We start from the raw sequence: 12,143 nt of genomic DNA, 5'->3' as shown, positions 1-12,143 counted from the left end.
CAGAGCCAGGGAAGAAGGGGTTGCCACGGTGATCCTCACGGTCACGCTCAACGCCGCCCTCGACATCACCTACCGCGTCCCCCGGCTGCGCCCGCACACCACGCACCGCGTCGCCGAGGTCGTCGAACGGCCCGGCGGCAAGGGGCTGAACGTCGCCCGGGTGCTGGCCGCGCTCGGCCACGACACCGTCGTCACCGGCTTCGCCGGCGGCCCGACCGGCAGCGCGCTGCGCGCCCAGCTGGCCGCCCTCGGCGCGTCCGGGACGCTCCGGGGCAGGATCACCGACGCGCTGCTGCCGACAGCCGGCACCACCCGGCGCACCGTGGGCGTCGTGGACGCCCACACCGGCGACACCACCCAGCTCAACGAGCCGGGGCCGCCGGTCACCTCCGCCGAGTGGTCCGACTTCATCGAGAGCTATGGGCGGCTGCTGCGCGAGGCGGCGGCGGTCGCGCTGTGCGGCAGCCTGCCGCCCGGGGTGCCGGTGGGGATGTACGCGCGGCTGGTCCGGGACGCGCGCGCCGCCGGCGTGCCGGTGCTGCTGGACACCAGCGGCGAGCCGCTGCGGCGCGGCATCGCCGCCCGCCCCGACATCGTGAAGCCCAACGCCGACGAGCTGGCCGGGCTGACCGGTTCCACCGAGCCGGTGCGGGCGGCGCGCGAGGCCCGGCGGCGCGGGGCGCACGCGGTCGCCGCCTCCCTCGGCGCCGACGGCATGCTCGCCGTCACCGCCGACACCGCCTGGCGCGCCACCCCGCCGCGCCGGCTTGCCGGCAATCCGACCGGCGCCGGCGACTCGGCCGTCGCCGGGCTGCTGTCCGGCCTCGTCGAGGGGTTGTCCTGGCCCCACCGGCTGGCCCGCGCGGTCGCGCTGGCGGCGGCGACGGTCCGCGCGCCCGCGGCCGGCGAGTTCGACCGGGCCACCTACGAGGAGGCGCTGCCGCACATACGGATCACCGAGCACCCGGCGGTGGCGTAGCGGCCCGGCCGGGCACGACCGGCACGGGGGAGCAACGAGCAGGCGAACGCGCAAGCCGATCAGGGCCGCGTGCGGCCCGGAATTGGGGGTCCGACCGTCATGACACTCGTCCGCACCGCGGAGCTCGTCCGCACCGCCCACGCCCGGGGCCACGGGGTCGCCGCGTTCAACGTCATCACGCTGGAGCACGCCGAGGCCATCGCCGCCGGCGCGGAGGCCGCCGGGGTCCCCGCCATCCTCCAGATATCCGAGAACGCGGTGAGGTTCCACGGCGGTCGACTGGCCCCCGTCGCCGCCGCCGCGACGGCCGTCGCGCACGCCTCCAAAGCGCCCCTCGCGCTCCACCTGGACCATGTGGAGAGCGTCGAGCTGCTCCGCGCGGCCCATGCCGCCGGCTTCGGCTCCGTCATGTACGACGCCTCAGCGCTGCCGTACGACGCCAATGTCAAGGCCACCGCCGAGGCCGTCCGGTGGGGCCATGAGCGTGACATCTGGGTCGAGGCGGAGCTGGGTCGAGTGGGCGGTAAACCAGGGTCGGGTGGGAGGGAGACAGCAAGCTCGGGTGGGAGGGAGACAGCCAGCTTGGGTGGGAGGGAGACAGCAAGCTTGGGCGGGAGGGAGACAGCAGGCCCGGCGCTGAACGCGCACACCCCGGGCGTACGGACCGACCCGGCCGAGGCCGCCGCCTATGTGGCGGCCACCGGCGTCGACGCCCTGGCCGTGGCCGTCGGCAGCTCCCACGCGATGACCGAGCGCACCGCGGCCCTGGACCACGCCCTGATCACCCGGCTGCGCGCCGCCGTCCCGGTCCCCCTCGTCCTGCACGGCTCCTCCGGCGTCCCCGACTCCGAACTCCGCCACGCCGTCGCCGCCGGGATGTCGAAGATCAACGTCGGCACGGCCCTCAACGCCGCCTACACCGCCGCCGTCCGCGCCTTCCTGGAGTCCGACGGCACCACCGTGGACCCCCGCCGCTACCTCACCCCGGCCCGTGACGCGATGGCCCGCACGGTGGCGCACTTCCTGGGAGTGCTGGCCGCGGCGCACTGACCCCGGACGCCGCGACGGCCCGCCGCGTGCGCGGCGGGCCGTCGGCGTCTACCGAGGGCGCGGGATCACTTGGTCACATGACCGGTCTTCATCCACACCTGGTCGAGGTTGAATTCACACTTGTCGCCCTGCTCGCAGGAGATCTTGATGGTGTTGGTGCCCTTGTTCAGCTCAAGCCAGGCGTAGGAGTGGGTCCACCCCTTGTCCCACTGGCCCTCGCCGGCCTTGGCCCAGTTCTTCAAGTTCAGCGACTGGGTGCGGGCCTGGCCGTTGATCGTGAGGGTGGAGCTGGCGTCCTTGCCCGGGACGCCGTAGCCGACGAACAGCGTGTACTTCCCGGAATCCGGAACGTCCAGGCTCCAGGTGGCCGAGGCCCCGACCTTGTTGAAGCCCCCCACGTATGTGCCGCCCTTGGCCTGGGCGCCCTTGATCTCGCTGGCCACGGCCGCCCCGCCGGCCAGGGTGAGCCCCGACGCGTCGTCGGTCGGCAGCGGCGCGGGCTTCTGGGAGGGCTTCTCCGAGGGTTCCTTCGGCTGGACGCTCGCCGCGCCCGTCGGCTCCGTGGTCTCCTCGTTCGCCTGTTCCTTCTTCTTGTCGTCCCCGTTGGTCACTATCGCCACGCCGATGCCGGTGACGACCACGGCGACGACGGCTATCGCCCCGATGAGCAGGCCCTTGATGTTCGGCCCGCGGCCGCCGCCGGAGCCGCGGCCGCCGCCGGGCGGGGCGGGCTGGCGGGGGGCGCCCCCCGGGAGGGTCTCGGGGGCGGCGTAGTGGGCGTTGCGCTGGGCGCCGTATCCCTGCTGGCCGTATCCCTGCTGACCGTACGTCGGGGGCTGCTGGGCATAGCTCTGCTGGCCGCCATAGGTCCGTTCGCCCACCGCGCGGACGTGGTTGTACGAGGTGCGGGGAACGCCGGGCTGGGGTGGCGTGCCGGGGCCGGGGTAGCCGTAGCCTCCGGTGCGCTGCGGCTGGCCCCCCTGGCCGGTCCCGTCATCGTCCTGGCGGTAGAGGTAGGCGAACGGGTCGTCGTTCTCCGGCGTGTCCGCGCCGTTCCCGTTGTTGCCGGCGGTCATGCCTCTCGTCACTCCCCAATGCGTATGGCCATCAGCCCCCTGGCACGTATGCGCGGAGCCTACCGCCATCCGGTGACGGTATGCCGGTCAGCAGTGATCGTCTTGCGGTCGTGGATCTCAGCCGGCCCGCCGCCGGTCCCGGGAGCGGGATCGCTTCTCCCGGTACATCCGCTGGTCAGCGGATTGCAGCACCTCTTCCGCGGACATGCCGCAGCCCGCCCAACTGATGCCGAAGCTGGCGCCGACCCGCACCGCCCGTCCGTCCACCCGGATCGGCGGGATGATCGCGTTGCGCAGCCGGACCGCCAGGTCGGCCGCGTCGGCCCGGCCCAGGCCGTCGGCGAGGACGACGAACTCGTCACCGCCGAGTCGGGCGACGGTGTCGCCCTCGCGCACCCCGTCGCTGAGTCGACGGGCCACCTCGATGAGGACCGCGTCACCGGTGTGGTGCCCGAACCGGTCGTTGATCGACTTGAAGCCGTCGAGGTCGCAGAAGAGCACCGCGAGCCCCTTGCGGCCGTCGTCGACGTCCTCGTCGGGGGCGTAGGTGTGCACATGGTGGTCGAAGGGGCCGCCGTCGGCGAGCGGACCGCCGTGGGTGAAGCCGTCCACGCCGAAGCCGTGGTCGCCCTCGTCGGGCAGCCCGGCGGGTCCGGTGATGGTGGCGTCGAGGGTGGGCGCGGAGGGGTCACCGGGCGGCATGGGCGGATGGGCGCACAGCCGGGCGCCGAGCCGGGCGCGCAGCTCGGCGCTGTTCGGCAGTCCGGTCAGCGAGTCATGGCTGGCCCGGTGGGCCAGGTGCAGCTCGTGCCGCTTGCGCTCCTCGATGTCCTCGACGTGGGTGAGCAGGAACCGCGGCCCGTCGGCGGCGTCGGCCACCACCGAGTTCCGCAGCGACACCCAGACGTAGGTGCCGTCCCGGCGCGCCAGTCGCAGCTCGGCGCGGCCTCCCTCGGCGGAGGTGCGCAGCAGCGTGCCGATGTCCTCCGGGTGGACCAGGTCGGAGAAGGAGTAGCGGCGCATCACGGAGGCGGGGCGGCCCAGCAGCCGGCACAGCGCGTCGTTGGTGCGCAGCAGCCGGCCGTGCTGGTCTCCTCCCATCTCGGCGATGGCCATGCCGCTGGGCGCGTACTCGAACGCCTGCCGGAAGCTCTCCTCGCTGGCCCGCAGCGCCTGCTGCTCCCGCTCCAGCCGGACCAGGGCGCGCTGCATGTTTGCACGCAGTCGGGCGTTGCCGATCGCAATCGCGGCGTGGAAGGCGTACATCTGCAACGCCTCGCGCCCCCATGCGCCGGGTCGGCGCCCGTTGCGCGGCTTGTCGACGGAGATGACGCCGATGAGTTCGCCGCCGGAGGCGCCCTGCGCGTACATCGGGGCGAAGAGCCGGTCCATGGGGTGCCACTCGTCGGCGAACCGCGGCGCGGGTCCGGGGCTGTGCCACTGCGGCACGTCGTCGTCGTCCAGCACCCAGCCCTCGGTGTACGGGATGAAGCGGAGGTCACCCCAGCGGTCGCCCATCGCGAGCCGCCGCTCCCATGAGGTCCGAGAGCCGACCCGGCCCGCCATCAGGGCTTCGGCGCCGGGACTGCCGGCCACCGCGGCGACGACGAGATCACCGTCGGGGCGGACCAGGTTGACGGCCGACAGCTCGTAGCCGAGCCCGGCGATGATGCCGTCGGCGACGGTCTGCAGGGTGTCGGCCAGGCTGCGCGCGGTGTTCAGGTCGGCGACCACTTGATGCAGCTGCCGCAGCGTCGCTAGGCGGATGTACGGCTCCGACTCGGTCTCCATCACGCGCTCTCCCCCGAGACCTCGACAGCAACTCCTGGCTTCTTGTCCTCCGATTGCCCTCGCCACTGAATCACAGCGAGCTGCTCGCCAGGTACACAGGGTCAACAATTACCCCCCGCTGTGACTCATGTCACAGTGCGTGTTCGATGCCTGGCAGGGCGTTATGTGAGCGCTCCCAGTTTTCCTGAACGCAAATAGGGCAAATAGGGAGGCAGCCTCCCCCTTGGGCGCCCGCCGAGCGCTGCCCCGGCACCTTCGCGACCGCTCCCCGACGGCCCGTGGTGACTCCCGGCAACCGTCGCCCCGCGCCCGCTCCTCCGGAAGACCTACGCCCCGACTGGTACCCGGGGCCGATGCGCCGCCGCGGCCGGCCGGGCTAGCGTGCCGGTGTGTTCTCGACCGCGCCTTCCACGACCACCGAGTCCGCCGTGCCCCATGCTGAGGGTGTGAGCGACGACGAGTTCCGTGCCGCGCTGTCGCGGCTGGCCGCGGGCGTGGTGTTGGTGACCGCGCACGACCCCGAGGACGGTCCGCGCGGCGAGGACGTCGGAATGACCGCCACCGCGTTCCTGTCCGTGTCGCTCGACCCGCCGCTGGTGATGGTGAGCGTGCGCAACGAGTCGCGGATGGCGGAGTTGCTGTCCCGGCAGCCGCTGTGGGCGGTCTCGATCCTGGCCGAGAGCCAGCGCCAGGTGGCGGGGCGCTTCGCCATGAAGGGCCGGATCAGCGACCGGCTGCTCTTCCAGGACCTCGCCACCACGCGCGGCGCGGCCTCGGGGGCCCCGCTGGTGGGCGGGGCGCTGGCCACCCTGGAGTGCCGCACCGAGCAGCGGGTGACCGCCGGCGATCACACGCTGGTCGTCGGCCGGGTGCTCACGGCCGCCACGCCGAGCGCGGAGGGCGGGCCCCTGATGTACTTCCGCGGGCGCTACCGCGCGCTGGACTGATCCGGGGCGGGCGGAGCCGGGGGAGGCCGGTCGCCGACGGCCGGAGCGGGAACACCCCCGGACCGTCCGACGACCGGACGATCCGGGGGGTGATGCCGACCAGGTGACGCGGACTAGAAGTTCACGGCGAACAGACCGCCGAGGGCGTTCTTGGTGATGCTGAACTCGCAGCCGCCGTTGTCGTTGTCGTCGTGGTGGCCGTAGTCGCCCCGGTGACCGCCGAAGCCGCCGTAGTCCCCGCGGCCGCCGTTGTGGTTGTCGCCGTTGTGGTGGTTCCCGTTGTGGTTGTTGCCGTTGTAGTGGTTGCCGTTGCCGTTGTCGTCGTGGTTGTCGTCGCCGTGGCGGTAGCCGCTCTTGTCGCCGTAGCCACCGTTGCCGCCGTAGCCGCCGTTGTGGCCGCCGTTGCCGCCGTAGCCGCCGTTGCCGCCGCCGTTGTGGCCGTAGCCGCCGTAGCCGCCGTGACCACCGTTGTGGCCGCCGTTGCCGCCGTGGTGGCCGAAGCCGCCGTAGCCGTTGTCGCCGCAGCCGCCGCCGTTGTGGCCGAAGCCGCCGTAACCACCCTTGTGGCCGTTGCCGCCGTGGCCGCCCCCGTGGTGGCCGATCAGGGCGTACTTGATGACGTCCTTCCAGTCGAAGCCACGGTGGCCGTTGTCGTGGCGGCCCTTGTCGTAGTGGTGGAAGTAGTGGTGGTAGTGGTTGTACTCACGGTCGTCGTCACGCCCGTTGTGGTCGTTGTTGTAGTGGTGGTTGTTGTTGTAGTCGTGGTTGTTGTTGTGGTTCCCGTTGTCGCAGTTGTCGCCCGTGCGCTTCTTGCTGTCCTTCTTCTCGGACTTGCTGGAGCTGGAGTCGCAGTCGTGGGCCGCGACGGACGGCGCGGCGGCGGGAGCGGACGCCGCGAAGGCCGCACCGGTCATCGGGCCCGCAGCGATCGCCACCGCGATGCTCGCGGCAGCGAGTCCCCGAGGAATGGAATGGAGCATGACGCCACCTCACTGAGATCGGATTAATTTCCGTTATCTCCACTTAACGGACAATCAGTAGCGAGGCGGGCACACCAAGCCGACACGGCGGCAAAACACACCGGAATGCAGCAACGGAACGAGGCCGAGCAGGGACCCCCGCCGAGTGGGCCGCGACCCCGGGCGGGCCGCCGGCCCCGAACGGGAACGTGGGCGAGCGGGTCGCTCAGCCCCAGTCGCGACCGCTGCGGCCGCGCTTGGTCTCGGCGCGCTGTTTCTTCTCCCGGAGCCGCCGCTCGTTGATGCCCCGCGGCACACGGGTGGGGCGGCGCGGCTTGGGCGGCGGGGCGGTCGCCTCCGCCAGCAGCGAGGCCAGCCGGACCAGCGCCGTCTCCCGGTTGCGCCACTGGGAGCGGTGCTCGGACGCCCGTACGGACACCACCCCGTCGACCAGCCGGCCGGCGAGTCGCTCCAGGGCGCGCCGCTTCCACACCTCGGGGAGCGCCTCGGTGGCCGCGAGGTCGAAGCGGAGCTCCACCTGGCTGTCGCTGGTGTTGACGTGCTGGCCGCCGGGGCCGGAGGAGCGCGAGAAACGCCACATGAGCTCGGTCTCCGGCAGGGAGACCGAGCCACGGATGACGTGGGGCCCGGACATGACACCTATGATCCCGCGCCCCGCGGACCCCGTCACCCCAATTCCGCTCGGCCCCCGTGGACGGCCGGCATCAGGATTCGGCAAAGAAAGTAAAGAGAGCTGGAACCTCGTGGTCCCTCGTTCGCGTTGAGCAGGGTGACGGTAGCTTCGTCCGGAGTACGAAGCCCGACGACTCGACCATGAAAGGGACTCCCCATGGCTGTAAGCCTGTCCAAGGGCGGCAACGTCTCCCTCACCAAGGAGGCACCGGGCCTGACCGCCGTCACCGTCGGCCTCGGCTGGGACGTCCGCACCACCACCGGCACCGACTTCGACCTCGACGCGAGCGCCATCGCGGTCAACGCGGGCGGCCGGGTCCACTCCGACCAGCACTTCATCTTCTTCAACAACAAGTCCACGCCGGACCAGACCATCGTGCACTCCGGTGACAACCTCACCGGCCAGGGCGAGGGCGACGACGAGCAGATCAACGTCAACCTGGCGGGCCTCCCGACCGAGATCGAGAAGATCGTCTTCCCGGTCTCCATCTACGACGCCGAGTCGCGCAGCCAGAACTTCGGCCAGGTGCGCAACGCCTACATCCGCATCCTCAACCAGGCCGGCGGCGCGGAGATCGCCCGCTATGACCTGAGCGAGGACGCCGCCACCGAGACCGCGATGGTCTTCGGCGAGCTGTACCGCCACGGCGCCGAGTGGAAGTTCCGCGCGGTCGGCCAGGGCTACGCCTCGGGCCTCGTGGGCATCGCCAAGGACTTCGGCGTCAACGTCTGACGGACGACCCGCGCCGCGTCCCGGCCATGACCGAGGGCCGCCCCTTCCGAGGGGCGGCCCTCGCTCGTTCTCAGGGCCCCGGGTCCTGTACGTGCCCGCAGGACGCGCACACCCAGAGCGGCCCGCCGGCGTCGCGCTGCCACCACATGGTGCGGCGACAGCGGGGGCAGCCGGTGGTGCGGATGCCGTCGCGCCCCATGAGCGGCGGCTCGGGGGTGGTGTCCGCGTACTCGATGATCCGCGCCCGCGTGCGGCCGTCCTCGGTTGCGGCCATCCGGAGCAGGCGCGCGGTGCGGGAGCGGGCTTCGTCTACGAATTCGGTCATCGCGGCGCAGGGTACGCGAGCCGTCTCAGGAGTCCTCCCGCATCCCATCCGAATCACCCGGATAGGGGTTGCTCCTAGGACGCACGCGGAACGGAACAGGCGATACAGGGCAGACTGAAGGGCTTGCCCGCACGCTGCATCACCACCGCCCCGAGTCCGGCGCAGACCGGGCAGGAGCGGCCGCCGGTGTGCCGCGCGGCGGCCACCGCCTGCTGGCGCACCTGCCTGACCAGGTCGGCGTAGCGGTGGTCGGTCCACTCACCGCGGCGTCCCGGGGAACCGTTGCCGTGATCGGCCACGTCGTGCCTCCACAGAGGTCTACTGGGGCTTATGGCCGGACTGTACCGTTCCTCAGTGGTTGCGGGTATTTGCCGGGAGCCTTTTCGGCCGCCCCCACCGCCGCCGGCACAGGCGACCGCGCGGCCACCGACCCGACCTCGTCGCCCCGGATCGACCTCGCACATCGGCGAGACAAGCGGAACTGACGCTTCATAAGTCCCCGTGCTTCAGGGCCTGTTCACCATATAGCGGACACGTAACGACCGGTAACGGACAGCCAAAAGTCAAATTCTTGTTACGAACCTGTCAGATCACTTCGATCGATGTCAGTCTCTGGACGTTCGCCGCTGCATCGGTGAGCACATCGGCATCACCTGCACCACCGGACGGCCTCACCCAAGGCTGTCCGTCCCCCACACGGCCGCCCTCTCGCGGCCCCGTGCAAGGAGATCGAGTGAGACTTTCCGCTTCCTCCCCTCGCAAGAACGCCCTCCGCGCCGCCGCCCTCGTCGCCTCCGCCGCCATGGTGGTCGTCGGCGTCCAGAGTGCCGCCAACGCGCAGCCCGACCGTGACGCGGGTGCGGACCGCGCCGCGGGTGCCAGCGCGCTGCTGCTGACGGCCGATCAGCGGGCCTCCGCCATCAAGGCGGCGCAGACGCGGGTGGGCGCCGAGGCCGAGTCCCTGGGGCTCGGGACCAAGGAGAAGCTGGTCGTCCGTGACGTCCTCAAGGACGCGGACGGCACCGTCCACACCCGCTACGAGCGCACCTACGCCGGGCTCCCGGTCCTCGGCGGCGACCTCGTGGTGCACGAGAAGAAGAGCGGCGCCCGCAGCGTGACCAAGGCGACGACCGCCCGGATAGCCGTGTCCGGCACGGACGCCAAGGTCCCGGCCGCCAGCGCCGAGAAGACCGCGCTCAAGGCCGCGGCCGGGAAGACCGGCAAGGCCGACGCCAAGAAGGCCCCGCGCAAGGTGATCTGGGCGGCGAACGGCAAGCCGGTGCTGGCCTGGGAGACCGTGGTCACCGGGCTGCAGCACGACGGCACGCCGAGCGAACTGCACGTCATCACCGACGCCGCCACCGGCGAGAAGCTCTTCAGCGACGAGCGGATCGAGACCGGCACCGGCACCGGCGACTACAACGGCACGGTGCCGCTGACCACCACCAGGAGCGGCTCGACCTACAACCTCACCGACGGCGCGCGCGGCGGTCACAAGACGTACGACCTCAACCAGCGCACCTCGGGCACCGGCAGCCTGTTCACCGACGCCGACGACGTGTGGGGCGGCGGCCGGCAGAACGCGGCCGTGGACGCGGCCTACGGCCACGCGGCCACCTGGGACTTCTACAAGGACGTGCTGGGCCGCAACGGCATCAAGAACGACGGCAAGGCCGCCTACAGCCGGGTCCACTACGGCCAGAACTACGTCAACGCGTTCTGGGACGACAGCTGCTTCTGCATGACCTACGGCGACGGCGAGGGCAACGCCAACCCGCTCACCTCGCTGGACGTGGCCGCGCACGAGCTCACCCACGGCGTCACCTCCAACACGGCGGGCCTGCGCTACAGCGGTGAGTCGGGCGGCCTGAACGAGGCGACCTCGGACATCTTCGCCACCGCCACGGAGTTCCACTCCGGCAACTCCTCCGACCCCGGTGACTACCTCATCGGCGAGAAGATCGACATCAACGGCGACGGCACCCCGCTGCGCTACCAGGACAAGCCGAGCAAGGACGGCGCCTCCAAGGACTACTGGTACAGCGGCCTGGGCGGCGTCGACGTGCACTACTCCTCCGGCCCGGCCAACCACTTCTACTACCTGCTGAGCGAGGGCAGCGGCGCCAAGACCGTCAACGGCGTCAGCTACAACAGCCCGACCTACGACGGCTCGAAGGTCACCGGCATCGGCCGGGACAAGGCCACCAAGATCTGGTACAAGGCGCTGACCACGTACTTCACCTCGACCACCAACTACAAGGCGGCCCGCACCGGCACCCTGAAGGCGGCGGCCGACCTGTACGGCTCCAGCAGCGCCGAGTACAAGGCGGTGGCGGCGGCCTGGACCGCCATCAACGTGAAGTGATCGCCGGATCCTCCGAGGCGGCCGCGGGGTAGTGCCTCCCCCGCGAGCCTCCACCGCGAAGCGGGCCGCACCCTCCACCCCCGGGTGCGGCCCGTTTCGCTCGTGCCGCCCCGCGTCACCCCCGCCTAGGCTGACCGCATGACTCAACACGTGCGCGGAGTGGTGGCCCTGGGCAAGGGCGAGCAGGTCAGGGTGGAGACGATCGTGGTCCCGGACCCGGGCCCGGGCGAGGCGGTGGTCCGGGTACAGGCGTGCGGCGTGTGCCACACGGACCTGCACTACCGCGAGGGCGGCATCAACGACGAGTTCCCGTTCCTGCTCGGCCATGAGGCGGCGGGCGTCGTGGAGTCGGTCGGCGAGGGCGTCACCGAGGTGGCCCCCGGTGACTTCGTCATCCTCAACTGGCGTGCGGTGTGCGGCCAGTGTCGCGCCTGTCTGCGCGGCCGCCCCTGGTACTGCTTCAACACCCACAACGCCGCCCAGCCGATGACGCTGGCCGACGGCACCCCGCTCTCGCCCGCCCTGGGCATCGGCGCCTTCGCCGAGAAGACCCTGGTCGCGGCCGGGCAGTGCACCAAGGTGGACCCGGCCGCCGCGCCCGCCGCCGCCGGGCTGCTGGGCTGTGGGGTGATGGCCGGACTCGGCGCCGCGATCAACACCGGCGGGGTGGGCCGTGGCGACTCGGTGGCCGTGATCGGCTGCGGTGGCGTGGGCTGCGCCGCGATCGCCGGCGCCCGACTGGCCGGCGCGGCGAAGATCATCGCCGTGGACCTGGACGACCGGAAGCTGGAGCTGGCCCGCTCGCTCGGCGCCACCCACACCGTCAACGGCCGCTCCGAGGACGTGGTGGAGCGGGTCCGCGAGCTCACCGGCGGACACGGCGCGGACGTCGTCGTCGAGGCCGTCGGCCGCCCCGAGACCTATCGGCAGGCGTTCTACGCCCGCGATCTGGCCGGCACCGTGGTGCTCGTCGGGGTGCCGACCCCGGAGATGAAGCTGGAGCTGCCGCTGCTGGACGTCTTCGGGCGGGGCGGGGCGCTCAAGTCGTCCTGGTACGGCGACTGCCTGCCCTCCCGCGACTTCCCGATGCTGATCGACCTCTACCTCCAGGGCCGGCTCCCTCTCGACGCGTTCGTCAGCGAGACGATCACGCTGGACGAGGTCGAGGAGTCGTTCGCCCGGATGGAGCGCGGTGAGGTGCTGCGGTCCGTGGTACTGCTGTAGG

At 71.7% G+C, this 12,143-nt stretch carries 12 protein-coding genes; 6 read left to right on the top strand and 6 right to left on the bottom strand.

The features are described from left to right. Positions 1–28: 28 nt before the first annotated feature. Positions 29–979: a 1-phosphofructokinase family hexose kinase gene (locus CD790_RS29665; protein WP_144386461.1), complete on the top strand. Its 951-nt coding sequence runs from the start codon at positions 29–31 to the stop codon at positions 977–979. A gap of 99 nt (positions 980–1,078) precedes the next feature. Continuing rightward, positions 1,079–2,029, top strand: a complete 951-nt coding sequence (locus CD790_RS29660) for a class II fructose-bisphosphate aldolase (RefSeq protein WP_144386460.1) — start codon at positions 1,079–1,081, stop codon at positions 2,027–2,029. 65 nt (positions 2,030–2,094) lie between these two features. Here CD790_RS29660 and CD790_RS29655 read toward each other — a convergent pair whose 3' ends face one another. Both CD790_RS29655 and cdgB read right to left on the bottom strand, forming a co-directional pair. After that, complete coding sequence (locus CD790_RS29655) at positions 2,095–3,105, bottom strand: carbohydrate-binding protein (protein WP_144386459.1); 1,011 nt, start codon at positions 3,103–3,105, stop codon at positions 2,095–2,097. 117 nt (positions 3,106–3,222) lie between these two features. Further along, positions 3,223–4,896, bottom strand: coding sequence for a diguanylate cyclase CdgB (gene cdgB, locus CD790_RS29650; protein WP_144386458.1), 1,674 nt, complete (start codon positions 4,894–4,896; stop codon positions 3,223–3,225). Positions 4,897–5,285: 389 nt separating this feature from the next. On the opposite strand from cdgB, the gene CD790_RS29645 reads away from it, so the two are divergent. After that, positions 5,286–5,843, top strand: a complete 558-nt coding sequence (locus CD790_RS29645; protein WP_260867992.1) for a flavin reductase family protein — start codon at positions 5,286–5,288, stop codon at positions 5,841–5,843. A gap of 113 nt (positions 5,844–5,956) precedes the next feature. On the opposite strand, the gene CD790_RS34960 is transcribed toward CD790_RS29645, so the two are convergent. Both CD790_RS34960 and arfB read right to left on the bottom strand, forming a co-directional pair. Continuing rightward, positions 5,957–6,823, bottom strand: a complete 867-nt coding sequence (locus CD790_RS34960; RefSeq protein WP_186319298.1) for a hypothetical protein — start codon at positions 6,821–6,823, stop codon at positions 5,957–5,959. A 205-nt stretch (positions 6,824–7,028) separates the two neighbouring features. Beyond that, positions 7,029–7,457: an alternative ribosome rescue aminoacyl-tRNA hydrolase ArfB gene (gene arfB, locus CD790_RS29635; protein ID WP_399218441.1), complete on the bottom strand. Its 429-nt coding sequence runs from the start codon at positions 7,455–7,457 to the stop codon at positions 7,029–7,031. A gap of 195 nt (positions 7,458–7,652) precedes the next feature. Between arfB and CD790_RS29630 the strand changes: the two genes are divergently transcribed. Beyond that, a complete protein-coding gene (locus tag CD790_RS29630; RefSeq protein ID WP_144386456.1) occupies positions 7,653–8,228 on the top strand; it encodes a TerD family protein in 576 nt (191 codons plus the stop codon). 70 nt (positions 8,229–8,298) lie between these two features. On the opposite strand, the gene CD790_RS29625 is transcribed toward CD790_RS29630, so the two are convergent. Together CD790_RS29625 and CD790_RS29620 are read right to left on the bottom strand one after the other, a co-directional pair. Further along, entirely contained in the window at positions 8,299–8,553 is a 255-nt protein-coding gene (locus CD790_RS29625; RefSeq protein WP_144386455.1) for a hypothetical protein, read from the bottom strand. A gap of 74 nt (positions 8,554–8,627) precedes the next feature. Continuing rightward, the gene (locus CD790_RS29620) at positions 8,628–8,852 is read right to left on the bottom strand and encodes a hypothetical protein (RefSeq protein WP_144386454.1); all 225 of its coding nucleotides are present in this window, start codon (positions 8,850–8,852) and stop codon (positions 8,628–8,630) included. 434 nt (positions 8,853–9,286) lie between these two features. Here CD790_RS29620 and CD790_RS29615 point away from each other — a divergent pair, with 434 nt between their 5' ends. Together CD790_RS29615 and CD790_RS29610 are read left to right on the top strand one after the other, a co-directional pair. Further along, a complete protein-coding gene (locus CD790_RS29615) occupies positions 9,287–10,918 on the top strand; it encodes a M4 family metallopeptidase (protein WP_144386453.1) in 1,632 nt (543 codons plus the stop codon). 138 nt (positions 10,919–11,056) lie between these two features. After that, positions 11,057–12,142, top strand: coding sequence for an S-(hydroxymethyl)mycothiol dehydrogenase (locus CD790_RS29610; protein WP_144386452.1), 1,086 nt, complete (start codon positions 11,057–11,059; stop codon positions 12,140–12,142). The last annotated feature ends 1 nt before the right edge of the window (position 12,143 follow it).

This window comes from Streptomyces sp. SAJ15 (genome assembly GCF_007595705.1).
Lineage (GTDB): Bacteria > Actinomycetota > Actinomycetes > Streptomycetales > Streptomycetaceae > Streptomyces.
This window is presented reverse-complemented; position numbering and strand designations above follow the sequence as displayed.

Coding starts and splice junctions, on each gene's coding strand:
- CD790_RS29660 (WP_144386460.1), top strand. CDS start 1,079: ATGACACTCGTCCGCACCGCGGAGCTCGTCCGCACCGCCCACGCCCGG.
- CD790_RS29655 (WP_144386459.1), bottom strand. CDS start 3,105: ATGACCGCCGGCAACAACGGGAACGGCGCGGACACGCCGGAGAACGAC.
- cdgB (WP_144386458.1), bottom strand. CDS start 4,896: ATGGAGACCGAGTCGGAGCCGTACATCCGCCTAGCGACGCTGCGGCAG.
- CD790_RS34960 (WP_186319298.1), bottom strand. CDS start 6,823: ATGCTCCATTCCATTCCTCGGGGACTCGCTGCCGCGAGCATCGCGGTG.
- arfB (WP_399218441.1), bottom strand. CDS start 7,457: ATGTCCGGGCCCCACGTCATCCGTGGCTCGGTCTCCCTGCCGGAGACC.
- CD790_RS29630 (WP_144386456.1), top strand. CDS start 7,653: ATGGCTGTAAGCCTGTCCAAGGGCGGCAACGTCTCCCTCACCAAGGAG.
- CD790_RS29625 (WP_144386455.1), bottom strand. CDS start 8,553: ATGACCGAATTCGTAGACGAAGCCCGCTCCCGCACCGCGCGCCTGCTC.
- CD790_RS29610 (WP_144386452.1), top strand. CDS start 11,057: ATGACTCAACACGTGCGCGGAGTGGTGGCCCTGGGCAAGGGCGAGCAG.